Origin of the sequence: Mesonia algae (assembly GCF_003253545.1) — a bacterium.
Lineage (GTDB): Bacteria > Bacteroidota > Bacteroidia > Flavobacteriales > Flavobacteriaceae > Mesonia > Mesonia algae.
Genome location: NZ_QKYV01000004.1, coordinates 351,847 through 374,095, shown reverse-complemented (window position 1 = coordinate 374,095; position 22,249 = coordinate 351,847). Strand labels below are relative to the sequence as shown.

Below are 22,249 nucleotides of genomic sequence, written 5' to 3'. Positions count from 1 at the left end.
TTTTAATTTTTAAAATCTTAATGACAGTCCGCCACCAGCGCCAAAGCGGTTATCATAACTTCCCATTAATGAGAAGTTTCTACTAAGTACATATTCCAGTCCAACTTGCCACGTGGTTTCTTCTTCAAAGTCCTGACCTTCGGGTAACTTGCCATCCCAGCCAAAATCCATCTGGTATTCATACTCGCCATAAATTCCCAATCGTGGGAAAATCATAAAGCCTGTACTAAAACTTACCTGCGGACGCAGTTTGCTATCTATTCTGAAATCTGAATTAATGAGCAATGGCATTAACCATCGTACACCAGCAATGGCGGTCGTGTTTATTTCTTCAAGGCTGTCTTCACCTTCATTCTCTACATTTACACCACCAAACACACGGAAGTAATCATTAAGATAGCGCTCGTATGTGAACTCTGCTTCCAGATTTTTGTTCCAGCCATATTCGCCCCTTACGGCAAATTGATTTCTAATGTTTGTTGCGGTAGCGTATAGCTCGGTCATATGACTTGCAGCCGTGATTTCGCCCCAAGTGAATATGTGGTCAGCTTCATTAGTAAGGTTGGTAAGTGGATAATCATTTAGACGCTGGTCACGAGGTGTATCATAACTAAAAACTCTTGCCATCCCGCTCATCATATGATAAAGGATGTGACAATGGAAAAACCAATCACCGGTTTCATCAGCAGCAAACTCAAATACAACTTTCTGCATTGGCGCCACGTTTACTGTATGCTTTAGTGGCGAATACTCGCCGTTCTCATTCAATACTCTAAAGAAGTGACCGTGTAAGTGCATTGGGTGGTGCATCATCGTGAGATTATTGAGCGTAACACGCACGACTTCGCCTTGTTTGATTTTAATTTTATCGGTTTCTGAAAGTGGAACACCGTTGATAGACCAGACGTAACGGTTCATATTTCCAGTAAGATTGAATAGCATTTCCTTTACAGGCTTATCGTTTTCAAATACGGTCTTTTCAGGCGACCGTAAATAGTTGTAATTGAACTCGGGATTACCGCCCGTTTTCATATTATCACCTACTACTTTATCCTTTGGTACCATATAGCCCATCTTCATTCCGTCCATTTTCATATCACCATCCATATCCATATTTGCCTTTCCTTTCTTCATCTTCATTTCGGTCTTGGACATCTTAATTTTGTCGTCCTTCATATCCATTTTATTGTGAGCCATTCCGTTCATTTCCGTCTTTTCATCTTTCATAGACATACCATCCATTTGCATACCGCCCATTTCCATCTTATACTTTTCCATTACTTGAATGGAATCGTTTTTTGATGGGTTGAATTTTGAAGCAGGTGCGCCCATTTTCATTCCCATAGACATCATTTGCTTCATATTCTTAATAAGATTGGGCTCTGGAACTACAGGTGCTTCCAATACATTTCCAGTACCTATAAATGCCGAAGCTTCGCCAGAACCATCCTGTGCGGTAGCGCGCACTTGAAGCTTTCCGTTTTCCGGAATCGTCACTATAAAATCATAGGTTTCGGCAACACCTATCAATGTTTTGTTATGCGGAACGGGAACGACATCCAGCCCATCGGCAGATACGAGCATCGGATCTTCGCCACCAAATGTGAGCCAGAAATAGGACGCTGCGGCTGCGTTTACAAATCGAAGTCTCACACGTTCGCCAGGCTGAAAATCTGGGTAATCCTGTGAAGCACCACCATTTATAAAAAATTTGTCAAAATAATTATCTGAAATTGCCATATCCGGCATACGCTGCCAAGCCATCTTCAACTTGGCACCTACCGCACCTTGTTCAATTAATTTATCAAGACTTTGAACCTGTCCTTTTTTAATTAAGTACCATTCGTTACCACGTTTTAGATTTTTAAGTTGGGATTTAGGACTTTCATCTATCCAATCTGATAGTACAAACACTAAATCCTTATCATATTCTAAATCAGTTTCTTTAGGGTTGATTTGGATGGAACCATATACACCACGTTGCTCTTGCAGACCAGTATGCGAGTGATACCAATACGTTCCAGATTGTTTTAATGCAAATTTGTACTGTTGGGTTTCGCCGGGATTAATAGGTGGCGTCGTTAGGTATGGAACACCATCATAAAAATTTGGTAGAATTAAACCGTGCCAATGGACAGATGTTTCCACATCCATATTATTGGTCACATTTATAATGGCAAACTCACCTTCATTGAACTCAAGATTGGGTCCAGGTATGCCACCATTAATGGTCATCGCCTTAACATCCTTACCCGTAAAGTTTACGGTTTTATAATCTATGGTTAGGTCATAAACACGTTCTGGCCAGTTGTCAACATTTTCTTCAGTTTCGTTCGCTACTAATTGAGCTTTTGCACCAAAAGCGATGAGCATCGTTAGAAGTAATGTGATTTTATATTTCATAGTATTTAATTTTATTTTGATAAAATTACCGCTGTAAATCAACAGCTTGTGTCATAATTATGGTTGTTATCTACATAATTTTGTCCAAGGAATTCCTAAAATTTTCCTGTTGGGATTTATAAGCCGTCAGGCTCATTCCCGTCTGATTTTTAAACTGACCGCTCAAATGATTGATATGGCTATAACCCAGAAGTTGTCCCATTTCAGTAAAATTGAGTTCTTTGCCTTGAATCAGTTCTTTAACTTTTTCAATTTTCAATTTGATGAAATACTTTTCAATGGTAATGCCTTCGGTAAAAGAGAATACCTTACTGATTTTTGAGTATTCTTGGCCCAATGCATCTGCCAAATGCACGGATAATTTCTCATTGAGTTCTAAAGGCAATTCTTGCAATGCCTTTATCAGTTCTACCTTTACCTGCTCTGTGAGTTTTTCTTCGGTACTGCCAATGAGGGAAAAACCATTACTCTCAAGCAGTCTTTTTAATTTTTTGATTTCATCGTCGCTCTCGATATCGAGTCTCATACGGCCCAATTCGATTTGTAACAATTCGATATTTTGTTTATCCAATCCATCCCTTAAAACCTTGATACATCTATCACATACCATATTCTTTATGTAAAAATCCTTGACCATAATTAGTTGATTAAATAGTTGATAATAGCCGATTGTACATAGTACCCTTTTACCGACTCGATTTGATTCATTTGAAATTTTAACTGCAATTCCTGAATGTCCAATACATCGTTGAAATCGATAGTGCCTGTTTCATAATTTTTAACCAGAATTTCTTCGGCATCTTGGGCTTGTTTTAGGTTGCGGGCTTGTGTGTTATAGGCGATGCGTGCTTGGTTGCGTTGCGATTGCGCTTTTACGAAAGCGGATTCCAACACATTTAATCGCTGTTCCCGTTGAGTTTCTATTTCTTGCCGTCGAAGTTCGTTTTGCCTTGAAATAGATTTGTAACGGTTGTTGAAAATGGGGATGGAAACCGAAACCATAGGCATCAATACATCTTTCCCATTATCGCTTAAGTTCACGTCGCTACGTTCGGTTACGGGCAAGTAATCCAAACCAAAACCAATCATAGGTAAGCTCTCACGCTGGTTGAGCAATTCAGATTGTGCTACCGATTCATAGAGCTTATCGTATTTGAGCAGTTCCGGATTTAGCGTCAGCGCTTCATTGTCATAAAAAGGGTCTTCCTGCGGAATTTCCATTTCTGGAACTACGTCAACATTCATCATTGAATCACGATTAAGCAAGTTGTTGAAAGCCGTTTGTTCTGCTGTAAATTCTTCTTCCAACACTTCTTTTTGTTGCTGTATCTCGTTCTGTCTTATCTGAAGTCGCAATACATCTACTGCACTCGCTTTGCCCACCTCTACGGATGTGAGTGCAAGTCGCTCATAGGTTTCCAGTAGTTGTATGTTTTCATCCAGTACGGCTTGCTTGGCACGTATGGAATACAAACGATAATAGGACTGTGCGACCGAAAGTGCGAGCTTGCGTTTTGCTATTGTGATTTCCACATATTCGGCATCTGCCATTGCGGTGGCATAATTTTCACGAGCTGTGATAGTGCCGAACCACGGCAACATTTGCTTGACACCTATACGTGCTCGTTGCGCGCCCACTCTGGTTTCTGGCTCGCTCACAAAATAGCCAGCACTTACTTCGGTATTGGGAATCCAGTTGGCTTCGTTTACTTTTTCTTCGGCGATGTTGTAGCGCAATTCAAAGGCTTGAATTTCTGGATTGTTAGCTTCGGCTTCTTGAATGTAGGATTGTAATTGTTGCGCTTTCGCGAAAGCGGAAACAAACAAAAACACCAGTATATATTTTAATTTCTTCATCTGTTTGCTTTTTTAAGTTGGTATTCCTTTTTCCAGCTGTATAAGACTGGCAACAAGAAATACGACGTAACATCGATTATCATTCCGCCAAAAATGGGAATCGCCATCGGTATCATTATATCGCTTCCCTTTCCTGTGGATGTGAGTACTGGTAGTAGTGCCAAAACTGTGGTTACGGTTGTCATCAAACACGGACGGATGCGTTTTCCAGCCGCTTCCAAAGTGGCGAGCCTTATACCTTTTTGAGAATCTGGGTCATTGCTTTTGAAGGATTGGTCTAAGTAGGTGGCCATTACCACACCATCATCCGTAGCAATTCCGAAAAGGGCAATAAAACCTACCCAAACGGCCACACTTAAATTGATGGTTTTCATATTGAACAAATCCCGTAGGTTCTCGCCAAAAAAGCTGAAGTTGAAAAACCAATCTTGCCCATACAACCAAATCATAATGAAACCACCTGCAAAGGCTACGGCAATGGCGGTAAACACCATAAGCGATGTAGAAACCGACCTAAACTGGAAATACAAAATCAAGAAAATAACCAGTAAACAAAGTGGTACGACAACCGATAAGGTTTTTTCTGCTCGCAACTGATTTTCATAAGTTCCCGTAAAGCGATAGCTAACACCTTGGGGTACGACCAGCGTACCGTTGTCTATGTTATCTTGGATTAAGGCTTGAGCATTTTCCACCACATCTACTTCGGCAAAGCCATCGAGTTTATCAAACAGCACATAGCCGATTAGAAAAGTATCTTCACTTTTAATGACTTGTGGACCTTGTTCGTATCGTATCTCGACCAGTTCGCCCAGCGGTACAGGGCTGCCTTTTTCAACAGGAACATAGATGTTTTTAAGGTCGTCTGGGTTTGCCCGTAACTCTCGTGGATAGCGAACCCGCACGGCATAACGCTCACGACCTTCTACCGTTTGCGTGAGTGGCATACCACCAACTGCCACTTGAAGAATTTCCTGCACATCCATTATGGATATGCCGTAACGTGCCAGTTGGTCTCGCTTAATATCGATGAGCAAGTACGGTTTGCCCACGATTCGGTCTGCAAACACGGCTTGTTCTTTAACACCTTCGGCTTGTTTTAGGATGTCTTCCAGTTGTAGTCCAAAGTTTTCAATCGATTTTAAATCGGGACCTTTTACCTTGATGCCCATAGGTGCACGCATTCCCGTTTGTAGCATTACCAATCGGGTTTCGATGGGTTGTAACTTGGGTGCAGATGTCACGCCTGGTAATTTGGTCACTCGTATAATCTCGTTCCAAATATCATCTGGACTGCTGATTTCTGGTCGCCAGTTTCGGTAGTACTCGCCATCTTCATCTTCAATCAAATCATTGCGCGTCGCAGTAGTCTTGAGCGATGCTTCATCATAGTTTACGTTTTCATCTATCTCATTGTTTGAATTAATGACGAATTTGTTGTTCTTCAATACAAACAATCCATCGTCATTGACCTTATAGCGTTGTCGCTTGCCAGAGCTATTTCGCATATATTCAGATTTATACTGAATGACATTTTCATACATCGAGAGTGGTGCTGGGTCAAGAGCGCTTTCTGTCCTTCCAGCTTTTCCCACTACGGTTTCAATTTCAGGAATACTTGCCACGGTCATATCGAGCTGTTGCAACACACGCTTGTTTTCTTCAACACCTGCGTGTGGTAAGGATGTAGGCATCAACAGGAACGAGCCTTCATTGAGTGCTGGCATAAACTCTTTACCCGTATTTCGCATTATGAGAATACCGAGCGTAAGCACCGTAGCCGGAACGATTAAGAATAGATATCGGTTCTGAAGTGCCCATCGTAAAATACGCTCGTAGTATATCCTGAAAATTGAGAATACACCGAGCAGTCCAAAACAGATAATGGAAACAAATATCAGGTTCATCACGATGCTTCGGTCAAAGCCCAACGGTCGCCAGTAGGTCGCGAGCAAGAATACGATGGCAACCGATGAAATGATAATGTCGATTAGGTTTTTACGCTTTCGCGAAAGCGTACCACGCACCTTTAAAAATGATGTGATGGCAAAGGCGATAAGAATTAGTCCTAACCAAAAGCCGTAAACGATGGCGAGAATCCCCAATAAAACAAGTGTGCCGTTGATGGCATATTGGGTGCGTTCCCGTACACTCATTTTGCGAAATAGGAATGCCGCGATGGGTGGAATAATAAACAGCGCAATGATAAGGGATGCCGTAAGTGCCATTGTTTTAGTAAAGGCAAGCGGACGGAACAGTTTTCCTTCGGCACCTATCATTGTAAATACGGGCAGGAAACTAATTATGGTCGTTAGTACAGCTGTTAGTATAGCACCAGAAACTTCAGCCGTTGCGTTGTAGATAATTTCATTTGTGGTGTATTCCTTTCCGTTTTCATTAAGACGTAATTTCTCATCTTCCAAGTGCCGTATCATATTTTCAGCGAGTATCACGCCCACGTCCACCATTGTACCGATGGCAATGGCAATACCTGAAAGTGCGACGATATTTGCATCTACATTAAAGAGCTTCATCGTGATAAAAACCATCAAAACGGCTACGGGTAACAACCCTGAAATAAGGATGGATGCACGCAGATTGAAAACCATTATAATAATGACCAAAATGGTAATTAGGATTTCCAAAGTGAGTGCTTCGTTGAGCGTTCCCAGCGTTTCTTGTATGAGTTCTGTCCGGTCATAAAATGGTACAATGGTAACTTGCGAAGTGCGACCATCTGATAAAGTTTTGGCAGGAAGTCCAGAACTTATTTCGGCAATTTGCGCCTTGACATTATTGATAACTTCCAACGGATTTGCACCGTATCGAGCGACGACTACACCACCTACAACTTCGGCACCTTCTTTATCGAGAATACCACGTCGGGCAGCAGGTCCCAAATGGACGTTTGCCACGTCTTTGATGCGGATGGAAGTAAAGTTTTCAGAATCTACTACCGCATCTTCGATATCTGCAATGGACTTTACGTAGCCCAATCCGCGTACGAGGTATTCGGCTTGATTGATTTCGAGAGTCTGTGCCCCTATATCTTGATTGCTCTGTTTGACGGCTTTAACCACATCGCCCATACTCACATTGTACTGGCGCATTTTTTCTGGGTCAATGTCCACTTGGTATTCCTGAACATAGCCACCTATGGAAGCTACTTCAGAAACACCACTTGCCGATGACAATCCATATTTCACATAGTAATCCTGTATGCTACGCAATTCCTGTAAATCCCATCCGCCAGTTACGTTGCCGTCTTTATCACGACCTTCCAGCGTGTACCAAAATATCTGTCCGAGACCCGTGGCATCTGGTCCTAATGATGGATTGACACCATCAGGTAATAGGTTTGCAGGAAGTGAGTTCAGTTTTTCAAGTATGCGACTGCGTGACCAGTAGAACTCGATGTCTTCTTCAAAAATGATATAGATGCTTGAAAATCCAAACATAGACGAACTACGAATGGTTTTCACACCTGGAATACCGAGAAGCGAAGTGGTAAGCGGATATGTGATTTGGTCTTCAATATCCTGTGGCGAGCGACCTTGCCACTTGGTAAAAACAATTTGCTGGTTCTCGCCAATATCAGGTATGGCATCAACGGCAACTGGGTCTGTAGGTAAAAAGCCCGTTTCCCAATTAAAGGGTGCGTTGACCACGCCCCAACCCACAAATAGGGCGAGTAGTAGAACGGCAACAAGTTTGTTTTCTATGAGAAATTTAATGCTCTTATTCAGCATAACATTTGATGTATTAGATAATTGGAATTACGTGTTGCAGAATATGGCAAACACGAGTTTTAGCCCACTACAGCATAGCTATTGGGCTTCATTCAAAAAATCTAACAAATCAAATTAAGAAAGTCTGGTACATCACTTGCACATCCCGTTTGACAAAGGGTCGCGGGTAATCTTCAAAAGGAACTTCTTCAGATTCGGTTCCTTCAAATAGGTTTATATAAGAATATGTAAAAGTAGCGATGAACGTTTGCTGCTCAAAACTAAGGGTGTCAAAAGATATTTTAAGGTCGTCTTTGCCTTCCTTTACAATTTGCTGGTCAGAACAACAAGATTTCTCAGCCATTTTAGGATTCTCACAACTTTTAACTGGTTGTGCTTTTTCCATTCCGCATCCTTCAGCTTTTGTGAAAAAACTGAAATCGACCAAATTCCCCCCACAATAATGCATATCAACAGTAAATGACATTGTAGAAAATAATACTACAAAAACCATTACGAAAGCCATTATTTTATGGATTACCTGTTTCATATAATCGTAAAAGTACAAAATTTTAACAGCTATTGATTTTGTTTAACAAAAATTTAATTAATCACCTTAATCCCAAATCATTTTCTGTAGCCTAACAGCATTTAAAATTGCTAATAATGCTACGCCTACATCTGCAAAAACAGCTTCCCACATCGTGGCTAATCCACCTGCACCGAGAATGAGGACAATTATTTTTACACCAAATGCAAGCGCAATATTTTGCCAGACTATTCGGCGCGTTGAACGACCAATTTTAATCGCTCTTGCAATCTTACTGGGTTGGTCGGTCTGTATGATAACATCGGCTGTTTCAATGGCGACATCGCTTCCTAAACCACCCATCGCAATACCAACGTCGCTTGCTGCCAAAACGGGTGCATCGTTTATGCCATCGCCGATAAATGCGACTTTCGTATCAGGTTGTTTTTTGAGCTTTTCAACTTCGTTCAATTTATCTTCAGGTAACAACCCACCTTTTGCCCAATCGATATTTAACTCTTTTGCAACTTGTTGCGTTATAGAATCCTTGTCGCCTGATAGCATTATAATCTTAGAAATTCCTGAATCTCGAATTTGTTTAATGGCTTGGTGCGTATCATCCTTTAGTTCATCTGCAATGGTTACATAACCTGCAAATTTCCCATCAATAGACACCATAACGATTGATTCTACAATGCCATCCGTTTCCGAAGGGACTTCTATGCCATTTGAGGTCATTAAAGCTTTATTACCTACCAATACCGTTTTCCCATTGACCGTTCCTTTTAAACCTTTTCCTGCAACTTCTGAAACATCAGTCGCTTCATAATCTGAACCGTCTGCTTTATATTCGAGAATCGCTTTTGCGATAGGATGCGTGGATTGTTCTTCCATCGCCATCAGGTATTTCATAAATTCGGCTTCCTCAAATGTGAAGGAATTGATTTCTTTGATTTTAAAAACCCCTTTGGTAACGGTTCCTGTTTTGTCCATTACGACCGTGTTTACTTGGGTCATTGCATCTAAAAAGGATGCACCTTTAAAAAGAATACCGTTGCGAGATGCCGCACCCAATCCGCCAAAATAGCCGAGAGGAATGGAAATGACCAGAGCACAAGGGCACGAAATCACAAGGAATATCAACGCTCGGTACAACCAATCCCTAAACACATAATCATCCACGAAAAAGTAGGGCAAAAACGTCAGTCCAATTGCCAAGAATACAACGATAGGTGTATAAATCCGAGCAAATTTTCTGATGAACAATTCGGTCTTTGATTTTCTGGCAGTAGCATTTTGCACCATATCCAGAATTCGTGCAATGGAACTGTCTTTAAATTCTTTAGTGGTTTCAATCTCGATTACACCATCAAGATTTATGCTTCCTGCAAAAACAGTATCACCTTTAGCAATCGTATCAGGTTTGCTTTCGCCTGTCAAGGCAGCGGTATTAAAAGAACCCTTTTCAGAAAGCAGAATACCATCAAGCGGAACTTTTTCGCCTACACGTACCTGTATCTTTTCGCCAATCTCAACAGTCTCGGGATTTACTGAAACAAAGTCGCCATCACGATAAACCAAAGCTTCATTTGGTCTTACATCGAGTAAGGCTTTTATATTTCCTTTCGCACGGTTAACGGCCGCATTTTGGAAGAGTTCGCCCACAGCATAAAACAGCATTACGGCAACACCTTCGGGATATTCGCCAATGGCAAATGCACCTAAAGTGGCTATGGACATTAAGAAGAATTCCGTAAAAAAATCACCATTTTTAATACTTTTCCAGCCTTCTCTTATCACCGGAAAACCTACAGGGATATAGGCTACCGTGTACCATACTACGCGAATCCATCCTTTGAAGAAAGGAAACGCATCAAAGTAATCAATAGCGATTCCGGCTATCAACATCACAAAGCTGAAAATAGCCGGTAGATAGGTTCTAAAATTTGAAATTTCTTCAGGGCTGCTATGGTTATGGCCATCGTCGTGACTGTGCTCGCCTTGATGTTCTTTTGGTTCTAAGTCACGTAAGTTTACTTTTTTCTTTTTCATTATGTTGGTTTGTATTGGTTTAAAATGACACTTAAATCGTGCGGAAGCACCATCTTTTTAAGTGGTGGAACATTGGAACCACCAGTATTTCCAGTTGGTACGTGGTCGATAAACGATTTCCACCCACCCATTAGTAAGCGAACAACTTGACCTAAAACTTCTATCATATTCTTTTGTCTGAATCCAAATTTGAGCATTAGCCAATGCGAATATGTATGCTCAAAAGGATAGGATTGACCAATTATGTGTGAGCGCTCAAGATGATTCCAAGCTTGAGACAAATTTCCTTTGAGTAATGACAAACGGTAAAACCGTAGTTCATTTTCATAATGTTCCTTTAAGCCTTTTGGTATTTTAGTGTTGAATTTCATTTATCGCTAATTAAGAGATAATCCAAGTCTTTGCCAGTTCCTTATTTTCTAAATCAAAATATTTCACTTCCGAGCTTGTAAAAAAATCGGTTGACTTTGCAGCCCATTCCTGCCATTTCTTTTCGCCCACAAACGCCATTTTTCCATAATCTGAAATATGAGCCCTGTCCACTTTTAAGTCTTCCCAAAAACCTTTTAGTGTATAGCCGTCAAAATCTTCCAATATAAAATAGAAATCAACCTTGCTGTTCTGCTTCAAGATTTCGTGAATTTGTGAATGGATTTTTTCAACTTCATCTTTTGAAATTTTACCGCTGATTTTCACTGAAATCAAATTGACTTTCTCTGAATTTAATAGCTGTATCATTTTTTACATTTTAATTCTTACAATTTAGTGAAATAGTTGCGCAACTGTTGTGCAATGTCAACTACTGCACTTTTCACAAACACCTGTCACAACAAGATTTACATCTTCGGCTACGTAGCCATCTGGAAGGTTGATGTGTGGTATTTTATGTTCTGTCAAGCAAACAGTTTCATTACAGTTGCTACAACGAAAATGGAGGTGCAGGTCTTGTTCAATTTCACAATTACAGCCTGGCTCACAGAGCGCATATTTTGTGATACCTGAGCCGTCTTCTATCTGGTGTACAATACCATTTTCTTCAAAGGTTTTCAGTGTTCTAAAGATGGTTGAACGTTCTGCTTTTGCGAAAGCATTCTCAACATCAAGCAATGCCTTTGCGATTTCCTGTTGTGCCAGATATTTATAAATCAAGATGCGCATTGCGGTGGGACGCACGTTATGGTCATTTAGTGTTTTTTCTATTTCAGTCATTTTGTGCGGTGTTATAATTGATATTTTTAGCTTTATTGTAGGCTTCATAGCCTTCTTTTGCAGCGTACGGAACGATAAGTAATGCCGCCACAGGATCTGCCCACCACCAGCCTAACCAATTGACCAATATCAGTCCTATAAGAACGACCACGGTCTGGTATAGACAAATAAAGGTGTCTTTAGCATCGGCCATTAAAGCTGGACTTTCAAGTTTCTTTCCATATTTTCTTTTGAAATAGATCAGGATAGGATTTACAACCAGGGAAACCAATAATATGATCAGTCCTATCGTGCTCCAGTTTGCGGTTTCTTGATTTATAAGCTTTGTAATGGAATCGTAGGAAATGAAAATACAGATGAGCGTAAAGGAAACTGCAATTACGTTTAACGTGATTTTTTGTCTTCGTTTTACTTTTTCTTCATCGATACCTTTAATCTCGCCGTGCAACCGCCAGCCTAATGTTCCTGCACTGACAACTTCAATGGTGCTGTCTAATCCCCAACCTATAAGAGCCGAACTGTTTGCCGTTATTCCTGCAATGAGCGAGACTACAACTTCTATAACATCATAAATGACGTTCCAAATCTGTAGGGTTCTTGCTTCTATTAAATTTTTCTTTCTTCTTTCCTTCATTACATCTTAATGTTCGTGCTCAGTTTCTCCCTTTTTCATTTCTGCCATAAGGTAATAGGCATTATTATACGCAAAGCGTGTTTTTGGATTTGGGGTTTCAAAGAAACGTATGGCAATCCAGTCGCCATCTTTCTCGCCCATAGTGACTTCAACTGGTATAAAACTCCACGCGTCGCCTTCACTTTGTGCTGTAAATACATAGTCCTTACCGGCTTCTGTAACTATGGCACTTTCAGGTAGTGCGGTAGTCTGTTGGTTATCAACTTCAATTTTACCTTTTATATACATACCAGGGATAAGACCACCTTCTTTATTCTCTATTTCAGCGTGTACGTGAACCGCTTTGGGATCTTGCTCAAAAGTCTGGCTGACCGAATAAATAAAAGCTTCCTGCTCTTTTCCTGGTCGTGATTGAATACTGAAACGTACTTTTTGGCCTTTCCTCACTTTGTCCACATCTTTTTCAAACACCATTAAATCTGCGTGCACGTGGTCTGTATCTACTATTTCCATTAAGTTGGTTTGTGGTTCTACATATTGACCAGTTTTTATGAAAACCTTTTCTACAACACCTGAAATGGGACTGCGTAATGCAACACGCTGATAGATAGTACCATTGCGCACACCATTTGCATTGATGTTGTACTGTCGCAATTGCGCTTCAAGACCATTTACCATTGCGGTAGATGACTGATAGTCTGCCGTTGCTTTTTGGAAATTCATTCCAGATGCTACACCAGCTTCATAAAGTCTTTTTTGACGTTCATATTCCTGTTTCAGAAATTTACTATTGCTGTAAGCGTTTAAATAATCTGATTGAATCTGGATGATGCTGGGATGTGATAAATAAGCCACCGCTTGATTCTTTTTGACTTCGTCTCCTTCTATAACCTCTATGGATGCCACATTTGCTCCTGCAAGCGCGGTAATATTTGCTTCGTTTTGGGGTGGTACTTCCAGCGTACCGTTTGCTTCTACATAACCACTCATATTGCGTTGCGCGAGCGTATCAATTTCCATTTGTAAGGCTTCAAACTGCTGTGCCGTGAGCATTACTTCCTCAGCTTCACCTTCGTTAAGGTTTCCTTGACCGGTCTCACCTTCAGAATTGTTTTCTTCCGTTTCAGAATGGGTGGCTTCATCGTGGCCATCTTCAGTTTTTGAGTCGCCACAGCTGAATAATGTCAATGCAAAAAGCATTGCGGTAATCGGTATATATTTTAATTTTTTCATCTTTTTTTAGTTTTGGAAATATTGTAAATCAAATAGGGCTTCTAAATATTTATCAAGTGCGTCCAGCGCGTCCATTTCGGTCTGTATGGCATCACGTATTATTTGCGTGAATGCTGCATAATCCAGCGCTCCTTCTTTGTATGCCAGCAATGCACCTTTGCGCTGGTCTATGGCAAGTGGCAAAGCTTCGGTTTTATAGAAAAACCAGGTATCCCGCCATCGTGCATAATTTTGCTGTGCCTGTACGAATTGCGATTTTAGCTCGCGTTGTTTGAAAACGGCATTGGTTTCTGCAATCTGTGCATCGAGTTTTGCCGCTTTTGCACGACTACGGACAGGTCCAGAAAACAGTGGTATGGAAATCCCAGCTTGATAGGTATAAAAACCACTTTCGCCATTGACACGTTGCAGGCCACCTTGCAGATTAAACTGGGGCAGTAAACTTGCCCTTGCTGCGTCATAGCTTGCTTGTGCTTCGTCTATACGCTTTCGCGAAAGCGATAACTCGGGATGATTATTTAATGTATTATCAGTCTTTAAAATTGAAATTTCAGTAGCTTCCAATTCATCAGCAACGGTGTACATCGTATCTGGTGTCAACCAAAGATTGAGTTGTTGCAAGGCAATGAAATAATCTGTTTCTGCCTGTTGAAATTTATTGTTGACCTGCAAAGCTTGATTGCGCGCAGCGGCGTATTCCAGTCTTGAAATGGCTTCCACTTCATAATTGAGCTCAACAGATTGTGCAAACTGACCGTAAATGCTGTCCAGTTCTCGGTACAAAACAAACTTCTTCTTTGCCTGAAAAGCTTCTGACCAGGCTTTTTTAACTTCCCGTTCTATCTGGATTTCTGAAAGGTCAAATGCCGTTTTTGCCAACTCAATACGTTGTTGTTGCAAACGTTTTTTAGCACCTATTCCCAGTAGATCAATATTCTGTTGCCCGACACCTATCAATGTATAAATGCCCAGACCATCGGCCACTTCTTCGCCACCTGTAAAGACCTGCGTACTACCGAAGTCATATGCATTGCCCGTGAGTGCATTCTGTCTTTCGATTTCGAGTTGGTTCGCTTTAAGTACAGGATAATTTTCTTTAGCAATTTCTACAGCTCGTGATAATGTTATGGGCGTGATGCTGTCCTTAGCAATGAGATCTTGCACAAGTGCTTGTGATTGTTGCGCTCTCCCTTCGACTGCGCTCTGGGCAGGCGCGAAAGCGGTGCCACCTAACATAAAACCAACAATCAAAATCGTAGTTAATGCTTTCGAATTAAATGAACCAATCTTGTTCTGGTCTTTGCGCTCGCGTCGCTTTTCTATAAAAGTATAGAGCACGGGAAGAACGACCAACGTGAGCAGCGTGGCTGTAAGCATTCCACCGATAACTACCGTAGCGAGCGGCTGTTGAACTTCTGCACCAGCCGATGTGGAAAAAGCCATAGGTAAAAAGCCGAAAATATCTGTGGTGGCCGTGAGCATAATGGGACGAATACGTTCTTTAGTCCCTTGAAATATTCGATCCTTTATGCTTATAACACCTTCTTCTTTTAAGGAATTAAATCGGTTTATAAGTACCAGCCCGTTAAGAACCGCGACACCAAATAGCACAATAAATCCTACACCTGCCGAAATACTAAATGGCATATCTCGAAGCCATAGAGCAAACACACCACCAATGGCCGCCAAGGGAATCGCTATGTAAATCATTAGCGATTGTGAAAAGGATTTTAAGGCAAAGTACAGCAGTATAAATATTAAAAACAGGGCGATTGGCACAACGATTATCAAACGATCCTTTGCACTTTGTAAGTTTTCAAACTCGCCACCATAGGTAATATAATAGCCTGATGGCAAGTCCAATTCTTCATCTAATTTTTGCTGAATATCTTTTACTACAGATTCCACATCCCTGCCTCGAGCATTTACACCTACGTAGGTTCTTCTATACGTATTGTCACGTGAGATTTGCATAGGTCCAGGGACATATTCAATTTCGGCTATTTCGATAATGGGTACCTGATTGCCATCATTAAGATCGAAGTACATATTGCGTAGGTCATCTATACTTTTTCTATGGCTTTCATCAAATCGTACCACGAGATCAAATCGTTTCTCTCCTTCAAAGATGACACCAGCCGTACCTCCTGCAAATGCAGTACTTATGTAATCATTTACTTTTTGAATATCCAGTCCATATTGTGCCATTTTATCTCGTCTATATTTTACGGTCATCTGTGGTAATCCAGCTGTACGTTCTGCACTCACATCGCCAGCGCCAGGAACAGTCTGTATAATAGCCGCCATTTCTTGAACTTTTTCTGATAATACCTCTAAATCTTCGCCATATAGTTTTACCGCAATATCTTCTCTAACACCTTCTAACAACTCGTTAAATCGCAACTCAACCGGTTGGGTAAAAACTAAATTTACACCTACGAGTTCTTCATCTAATTTGTCTCTAATGGCATCTATCAAACCTTCTTTACTAGAAGCTGTTGTCCACTCGTCCATATCTTTATTGAGAATGATGTACATATCTGCAATATCCATAGGCATAGGATCCGTGGGGATATCGGCTACACCTATACGTGCTGTAACTGTTTTAATTTCAGGGAAACTTTCTAATAAAATCGTTTCTATCTTTTTAGAAACTTCAATGGATTCTGATAGTGAACTTCCTGGTCTTATGAGCGCCTGCATTGCCAAATCTCCTTCGTCGAGCTGTGGCACAAATTCTCCACCCATATTAGAAAATATGAATCCAGCAATAATAAGCAGAACAGCAGCAGATGAAAGCACGATAAGCTTAAGCCGCAGTGCGCCTTTTAATAAAGGCATATATGCACTATGAATAGCACCTATAATTTTATCACTTATTTTTTCAAGCCATCGTTCAAACCTGCCAAACCAGTTTTTGGTATTTTGAACTGGTTTCATTAAAAGTGCAGACATCATTGGTACATACGTAAGACACAGGATTATAGCACCAATCATTGCAAACCCAAAGGTGTATGCCATAGGCTTAAACATTTTACCTTCTACACCAGTTAGAAAAAGTATAGGTGTGAAAACTATGAGAATAATGATTTGTCCGAAAAAGGCAGAACCCATCATCGTGCTTCCTGCATCATAAGCTACTTTATCCATCACGCCTTGATTGAATTTTAACTTGCCAGACCTAATTCGTTTTTGGATCTCATACACCGTTCCTTCAATAATAATCACGGCACCATCTATGATGATCCCAAAATCAATAGCTCCCAAACTCATTAAGTTTGCCCAAACATTAAATTGCTTCATTAAGATAAATGCAAAAAGTAAGGACAACGGTATGGTCGTGGCTGTTATGATACCACCTCTTAAACTCCCTAGCAAAAAAACCAGGGCAAAAATTACGATAAGGGCACCTTCCAGCAAATTGGTTTTCACTGTATCTGTAGTTCTGGCAATTAGTTCACTACGATCAATTATTGGGGCGATAGTTAGACCTTCTGGCAAAGACTTTTCAATTTCTGCCATACGATCCTTTACATTTTGAATAACTGCATTAGGATTAGAACCCTTGAGCATCATTATCATACCGCCAACAGCTTCTTTGCCGTCTTGTGTAAATGCACCATAACGTACTTGACTCCCAAAATGGACACGCGTTGCCACATCTCCAATAGTTATGGGAATGTTGCCCTCGTTAGTAATCGAAATATCTTCAATGTCTTCCAAAGAGCGAATAAGTCCTTCGCCTCTTATAAAATTTGACATTTTATTTTTCTCGATATAAGCACCACCTGTATTCACATTATTCCGAGCGAGAGCCTCATATACTTGTGAGATACTGATTCCCATACTGTTTAACTTCTCTGGATTGACAGCAACTTCGTATTGCTTGATACTACCACCGAAAGAATTAACCTCTACTACGCCTTCCAATAGTGTAAGTTGTCGTTTGATGACCCAGTCTTGTACTGTGCGCAGTTCCATAGGTGAATACTTGGTTTCAAAACCTTCTTGTGGCTTTATAGTGTATTCATAAATTTGACCTAATCCAGTAGAAATGGGACCCATTGATGGGCTTCCAAATTTTTCAGGAATGGATTCACCCAGGTCGTTGAGTTTTTCCTGTACCAGCTGTCGAGGAAGATAGGTTCCCATATCGTCTTCAAAAACGATAGTAACTACGGAAAGTCCAAAGCGTGAGATAGATCTTATTTCTGTGACGCCTGGTAAATTACCCATAGATAGTTCGACGGGATAGGTTACGAACTGTTCAATATCTTCTGTTCCCAGATTGGGCGATTGCGTAATTACTTGAACCTGGTTATTGGTAATATCTGGCACCGAACCAAGGTTCACGGTTGCCATTGACCAAATACCAACTCCTATAAGGGTCAAGGTAAATAGGCCAATAATGAATTTGTTATTGATTGAAAAATCAATGATTTTGTTAATCATAGAAAATGTATTAATTCAGTTAAAAAAATGCAAATGCTTTCCTTAAAGAGAAAACATTAAAAAAAGATATAGGAATCCTATAAAAACTGAATTATACTTTAGGTGGTTGGAAAAGTGATTCCAAGTATCTGGAAGTGAAGTTTACATTATGTAAATTATATTGTTTTTTCTCTTCAAACTTTAGTCGATTGTTTAAAGCCAAATTATTGTTAGCAATAATTAACACCAAAGGGTGGCAACACTGATTATGGGAATGGACTGGTGTATTCTCATTATCTGGATTATGATGATGCTCTTCATTTTTAGCATCGTTGTCAATGTAATCTTCAACTACATATTCAAAGAAAGAGTCGCCATAAACTTTATGGTCTTCATAATGGGTTATTATATTTGAAATTTCTTTAATTGGCCCACAAAAGTCCATATCTATACTTATCCCTTGAAAAAAGAATAAAATAGACATTGATATGGAAACAAATATTTTCATATAATTTATACAAATATACAAATTATCAAATGCAATGGTTGTGCAAAATACGTTGACATGAAAATAGGATTTAAAACAAATTAATCAACATTCAATTAAAATGACTTTTTTTCTTTATTTTAGTTAAACGAACTTTACTTAAGTTACAAATTAATACAATACGTTCTAAAATATATTTTGAGTTAATCGTGAGTTCAAAATTACTAAAAACTTGAAACCCTTTAAAATAAAGGAGTTCGAGAGGTGTTTCATCATCCTCTCATCCCGACTTTTAAAAAAAGAGTAATCAAATGATTATTCTTTTTGCTTTAACCTCACGTGGAAAATTATCTAAGGCGACAATAAATCTAAGGTTTTTATATTTAATGAACTGAAAACGTTCAAAACAGATTAGAAAAACGTTATAAGATATTTTCTAACCCTTAAATTCCATATTTTTGACATCACTCAATGATTGCTCAATTTTTACTTTTTGATGATTCATAAGCTCATTTATCTTATGACCTACATCAGTAAAAAGCACTGAAATTTTCTCATACTCTTCTATACTTTGTGTTTCAGCTTGATTATATTTATCTAAAATAATTTTGTCAGTAAGGTTGCCTTTTAGTTCCTGCAAATTCTGATATAGGTTAACTGAAATATTTTCAGTATCATTAACTTTTTCATTAGGATAATAAGCCCTAAGCTTAACAGACAATTGATCTGCAAAATTTTGTCGTTCTTCAGCTTGACTATTAAGGTACCTTATAAGTTTTTCTGATTTGGTTTTTTCAACAGCTAAAAGAAATCCCTCACTTGCATCTTCATTAACCTTGATTAATTTATTAATATTTCTTGCTATTTCTGGATCACGCATATACTTAATTTTAATTATTTATGAAGCGTTAATTAAATGAGATAACGCATTATTTCAAACTAATGAAATAATTTATCAAGCGCTAACATAATCCGTTAATTAATTAGCAGTAAGCAAATTAAATAGTTATTTTATAAAAATCCTAAAAAGTAAGCGCCAAGAATAACTAATAAAAGAACTATCACAACACCCAACACAATTCCGAAGTAATTTGTATTTTTTATGTTGTTTTCCATAGATTTAATTTCATCTTCTCCATCTCTGTAATTAGAGTCTTTTTCTTTTTTCATAATTTACATTGTTTAAGATTGGTTATCTATTAATTTTTATTCAAATATTCTGACGGAAGTACTCCAAAATGTTTTTTAAAGCTCTTAGAAAAATAGCTTTTGCTAGAAATGCTAATCGCTTCGGCAATCTGACTTAAACTGTGATCGGTAGTTTTCAGCAAAGTAGAAGCTTTCAACATACGTTGTTGCATAATGTATTCATTCACCGTCAAGCGGAAAAGAAACTTAAATCCTGCTTGTAATTTATTGGGATTAAGTCCGAAATCCCTTGCTAAATCTTTTATGGTGATGTTTTTTTCTAAATTTTCATTAATGTAATTTGCACTCTCTCTTATGGTAAATAATTCACTTTTTCTAAGAAGTGATTTTGTAGATTCAGATTTTAAGTCATCATCAAATAATATTATTTGTTTTATAAAAATCTCTAGAGCTTTCCCTTCTAAAAAAAGTTTACGCACCATCATTTCTCCGTCATGGTCATTTAGAGATGCCATTAGTTGATCAAAAGCAATACTGTAATAACCTTTGTGGTAAAAGGAATTGGAGGCATTTGTATCTAAAAAAAGGGATTTTAATTTTTCACTTAACTCTGTCAATTCACATTCTAATTTAGAAAAAAAACGTTTCCGATCAATTTCAAGGCTTAAAACATACGTTTTTTCATTTGCTTTAAAATTTATTACATGACCTTTGTGCCCTTGGCTAGAAACGATAGCACATTCATATTTATTTAATTGATGTTCTTCCTCCTCATCAGCAAAACGATGATTCAATTCTCCTTCAGCGGTATAAAGATATTTTACAGGATGTATATCATTTTTAGTGAATCTAATTTCTGTTTCTTCAGTAAATACACAATCATAAATAATGATTCCCAATCCGTTACTAAAATTAATACCTCGAATTATTCCTTCACCAAATTCTTCGGGAATACCCAAATAATATTCTTCACATTTTTCACTGAAATTAGTATGAAATGCTTCTGATATTTCTCTAATGACATCTTTAAAAGGTAAGGATTTTACGTGAATACTTCTCATTTTATAAATAAATATGTTTCGTTTCTAAATTATTTTCGTCCCTATAAAAATCTAATAAACTAATTTTATCCTCTACGTTATTTACAAAAACATTTTGTGACAGCTTAAAAAGATGAGCTTCAGTTTCAAAAAAATGCATCATATAACCAGCTGTATTTATAAAAATAACAAAATCTCCTATTTCTGGAAGCTTTGGTAAGCTAATTTTTCGCTTAAGTATAAAATCTCTTTCTAAACAATAGGCGCCAGTAAAGTAAACTTCAACGCTTTCCTCTTCAGTTTTTCTATTCTTGTAAGAAACTATGGGGTCCAAAAGAAAATCTTCGCTAGAGCTTGCCATTTGAGTCATGTTCATCTCTAAACCTACTAAAAAATTTCCATCTACATCCTTTTTGCGATGCGCTACTCGCGCAATAGTCACACCAACTTGATCTAATAAACTGCGACCAGGTTCTAATCTTAATTCTATATCTAGCTCTTGTAAACGATAGGAAACAGGTTTTCTATGTACGTACGCGATCTCTAATACATTTTTTAAGAATTCCTCTTTCGTAGTATCGTTATAATACGGGTATGTCTTTAAGCCTCCCTCAATCTCTCCGTTTCTATTATTAAAACCTAAACCATTGTTTTGGTACGTAATAGCTTCTCGTTTTCCTAATACAGCCTTTTTTAATTGTTTTTGAAATTCAATCCAAAAATCTTCTTTTTCTAGGTAGTTCATCAATATTCCTCCCCCAATATCCACAAAGCTGGGATTAAAATCATAGGTAATAAGTGTTTCAATCAAATCTAAAGTTTGATGCAGAGCCGCGCCTCTTTGTTGAGGATCATAACCATCTAAATGAAAGTGGAAACCTTCAAAATTTACGTATTCAGTAACCTCTTCTGAATTGAAAAATTCTATAATGAAGCCCCCTACTTCATCTATATCAAAACCAAACCTGCTTTTAAGTTTATGATCTTTATACTCAAACCCACTAACTCTAAACCCCACTTGTGCTTGACAATTCTCTTCTTCTGCAATTTTTAAAATTAAATCTGCTTCATCTTTATTGTCAATAATTATTAAAACTCTATTAGTAATTGCGAGCCTTAATAACTTGTCATTTTTTATAGCAGCCGTAACAACTAAGTCTTGCGGATTGATATTTAAATCTAAGCATTGTCTGAGCTCTGTATAACTGGCTGTATCTATCCCAAACCCATTTTCAAATGCTACAGAAGCCAGCGTACTGCATTTATTAGCTTTTCTTGCATAATATATTTTGCTTTTAAAATCATAAGCGTTTAATATAGAATGATATTCCGCAAGATTGGTTTTAAATGATTCCAAGTGATGAATATTTAAAGGTGATTCATAAGTATCAATTAACTCTTTTTGTAAATCATAGTTATCTGCAATGCGATGAATCCATTGTGAGGTGATGGGTGGCAAAGGGGGAATATTATTTTTCATTCGTTTAAAATAGCATT

Annotated in this window: 17 protein-coding genes; all 17 read right to left on the bottom strand. The window is 38.6% G+C overall.

Annotated features, from left to right (window positions below):
- Window positions 1–9: 9 nt before the first annotated feature.
- Window positions 10–2,403, bottom strand: coding sequence for a multicopper oxidase domain-containing protein (locus tag LX95_RS09115; protein ID WP_111541128.1), 2,394 nt, complete (start codon window positions 2,401–2,403; stop codon window positions 10–12).
- A 70-nt stretch (window positions 2,404–2,473) separates the two neighbouring features.
- Window positions 2,474–3,040 carry a response regulator transcription factor gene (locus LX95_RS09110; RefSeq protein WP_111541127.1) on the bottom strand — a complete coding sequence of 189 codons (567 nt, stop codon included), beginning with the start codon at window positions 3,038–3,040 and terminating at the stop codon, window positions 2,474–2,476.
- Window positions 3,041–3,042: 2 nt separating this feature from the next.
- A complete protein-coding gene (locus LX95_RS09105) occupies window positions 3,043–4,260 on the bottom strand; it encodes a TolC family protein (protein ID WP_111541126.1) in 1,218 nt (405 codons plus the stop codon).
- Complete coding sequence (locus LX95_RS09100; protein WP_111541125.1) at window positions 4,257–8,009, bottom strand: efflux RND transporter permease subunit; 3,753 nt, start codon at window positions 8,007–8,009, stop codon at window positions 4,257–4,259. The genes LX95_RS09105 and LX95_RS09100 overlap by 4 nt, the downstream gene beginning before the upstream one ends.
- A gap of 109 nt (window positions 8,010–8,118) precedes the next feature.
- Entirely contained in the window at window positions 8,119–8,538 is a 420-nt protein-coding gene (locus LX95_RS09095) for an HYC_CC_PP family protein (RefSeq protein ID WP_111541124.1), read from the bottom strand.
- A 66-nt stretch (window positions 8,539–8,604) separates the two neighbouring features.
- Window positions 8,605–10,569, bottom strand: coding sequence for a heavy metal translocating P-type ATPase (locus LX95_RS09090; RefSeq protein ID WP_111541123.1), 1,965 nt, complete (start codon window positions 10,567–10,569; stop codon window positions 8,605–8,607).
- Window positions 10,569–10,940 carry a DUF3703 domain-containing protein gene (locus LX95_RS09085; RefSeq protein WP_111541122.1) on the bottom strand — a complete coding sequence of 124 codons (372 nt, stop codon included), beginning with the start codon at window positions 10,938–10,940 and terminating at the stop codon, window positions 10,569–10,571. The genes LX95_RS09090 and LX95_RS09085 overlap by 1 nt, the downstream gene beginning before the upstream one ends.
- A 10-nt stretch (window positions 10,941–10,950) precedes the next feature.
- Window positions 10,951–11,307 carry a SpoIIAA family protein gene (locus tag LX95_RS09080; RefSeq protein WP_111541121.1) on the bottom strand — a complete coding sequence of 119 codons (357 nt, stop codon included), beginning with the start codon at window positions 11,305–11,307 and terminating at the stop codon, window positions 10,951–10,953.
- 57 nt (window positions 11,308–11,364) lie between these two features.
- On the bottom strand, window positions 11,365–11,778 hold the full coding sequence (locus LX95_RS09075) for a Fur family transcriptional regulator (RefSeq protein WP_111541120.1): 414 nt from the start codon (window positions 11,776–11,778) through the stop codon (window positions 11,365–11,367).
- Window positions 11,771–12,412 carry a cation diffusion facilitator family transporter gene (locus LX95_RS09070; protein ID WP_111541119.1) on the bottom strand — a complete coding sequence of 214 codons (642 nt, stop codon included), beginning with the start codon at window positions 12,410–12,412 and terminating at the stop codon, window positions 11,771–11,773. The genes LX95_RS09075 and LX95_RS09070 overlap by 8 nt, the downstream gene beginning before the upstream one ends.
- Window positions 12,413–12,418: 6 nt before the next feature.
- The gene (locus tag LX95_RS09065) at window positions 12,419–13,645 is read right to left on the bottom strand and encodes an efflux RND transporter periplasmic adaptor subunit (protein WP_111541118.1); all 1,227 of its coding nucleotides are present in this window, start codon (window positions 13,643–13,645) and stop codon (window positions 12,419–12,421) included.
- 6 nt (window positions 13,646–13,651) lie between these two features.
- Window positions 13,652–18,097: a CusA/CzcA family heavy metal efflux RND transporter gene (locus tag LX95_RS09060; RefSeq protein WP_111541117.1), complete on the bottom strand. Its 4,446-nt coding sequence runs from the start codon at window positions 18,095–18,097 to the stop codon at window positions 13,652–13,654.
- Between the two features lie 91 nt (window positions 18,098–18,188).
- The gene (locus tag LX95_RS09055; protein WP_245924750.1) at window positions 18,189–18,521 is read right to left on the bottom strand and encodes a hypothetical protein; all 333 of its coding nucleotides are present in this window, start codon (window positions 18,519–18,521) and stop codon (window positions 18,189–18,191) included.
- Between the two features lie 478 nt (window positions 18,522–18,999).
- Window positions 19,000–19,443 carry a DUF2383 domain-containing protein gene (locus tag LX95_RS09050; protein WP_111541115.1) on the bottom strand — a complete coding sequence of 148 codons (444 nt, stop codon included), beginning with the start codon at window positions 19,441–19,443 and terminating at the stop codon, window positions 19,000–19,002.
- A gap of 131 nt (window positions 19,444–19,574) precedes the next feature.
- Window positions 19,575–19,733, bottom strand: a complete 159-nt coding sequence (locus LX95_RS14620) for a hypothetical protein (protein ID WP_170116600.1) — start codon at window positions 19,731–19,733, stop codon at window positions 19,575–19,577.
- 29 nt (window positions 19,734–19,762) lie between these two features.
- Window positions 19,763–20,773: a helix-turn-helix domain-containing protein gene (locus tag LX95_RS09045; protein WP_111541114.1), complete on the bottom strand. Its 1,011-nt coding sequence runs from the start codon at window positions 20,771–20,773 to the stop codon at window positions 19,763–19,765.
- A gap of 1 nt (window position 20,774) precedes the next feature.
- Entirely contained in the window at window positions 20,775–22,232 is a 1,458-nt protein-coding gene (locus LX95_RS09040) for a Y4yA family PLP-dependent enzyme (protein ID WP_111541113.1), read from the bottom strand.
- Window positions 22,233–22,249: the final 17 nt, after the last annotated feature.

Coding starts and splice junctions, on each gene's coding strand:
- LX95_RS09115 (WP_111541128.1), bottom strand. CDS start 2,403: ATGAAATATAAAATCACATTACTTCTAACGATGCTCATCGCTTTTGGT.
- LX95_RS09110 (WP_111541127.1), bottom strand. CDS start 3,040: ATGGTCAAGGATTTTTACATAAAGAATATGGTATGTGATAGATGTATC.
- LX95_RS09105 (WP_111541126.1), bottom strand. CDS start 4,260: ATGAAGAAATTAAAATATATACTGGTGTTTTTGTTTGTTTCCGCTTTC.
- LX95_RS09100 (WP_111541125.1), bottom strand. CDS start 8,009: ATGCTGAATAAGAGCATTAAATTTCTCATAGAAAACAAACTTGTTGCC.
- LX95_RS09095 (WP_111541124.1), bottom strand. CDS start 8,538: ATGAAACAGGTAATCCATAAAATAATGGCTTTCGTAATGGTTTTTGTA.
- LX95_RS09090 (WP_111541123.1), bottom strand. CDS start 10,569: ATGAAAAAGAAAAAAGTAAACTTACGTGACTTAGAACCAAAAGAACAT.
- LX95_RS09085 (WP_111541122.1), bottom strand. CDS start 10,940: ATGAAATTCAACACTAAAATACCAAAAGGCTTAAAGGAACATTATGAA.
- LX95_RS09080 (WP_111541121.1), bottom strand. CDS start 11,307: ATGATACAGCTATTAAATTCAGAGAAAGTCAATTTGATTTCAGTGAAA.
- LX95_RS09075 (WP_111541120.1), bottom strand. CDS start 11,778: ATGACTGAAATAGAAAAAACACTAAATGACCATAACGTGCGTCCCACC.
- LX95_RS09070 (WP_111541119.1), bottom strand. CDS start 12,412: ATGAAGGAAAGAAGAAAGAAAAATTTAATAGAAGCAAGAACCCTACAG.
- LX95_RS09065 (WP_111541118.1), bottom strand. CDS start 13,645: ATGAAAAAATTAAAATATATACCGATTACCGCAATGCTTTTTGCATTG.
- LX95_RS09060 (WP_111541117.1), bottom strand. CDS start 18,097: ATGATTAACAAAATCATTGATTTTTCAATCAATAACAAATTCATTATT.
- LX95_RS09055 (WP_245924750.1), bottom strand. CDS start 18,521: ATGGACTTTTGTGGGCCAATTAAAGAAATTTCAAATATAATAACCCAT.
- LX95_RS09050 (WP_111541115.1), bottom strand. CDS start 19,443: ATGCGTGATCCAGAAATAGCAAGAAATATTAATAAATTAATCAAGGTT.
- LX95_RS14620 (WP_170116600.1), bottom strand. CDS start 19,733: ATGAAAAAAGAAAAAGACTCTAATTACAGAGATGGAGAAGATGAAATT.
- LX95_RS09045 (WP_111541114.1), bottom strand. CDS start 20,773: ATGAGAAGTATTCACGTAAAATCCTTACCTTTTAAAGATGTCATTAGA.
- LX95_RS09040 (WP_111541113.1), bottom strand. CDS start 22,232: ATGAAAAATAATATTCCCCCTTTGCCACCCATCACCTCACAATGGATT.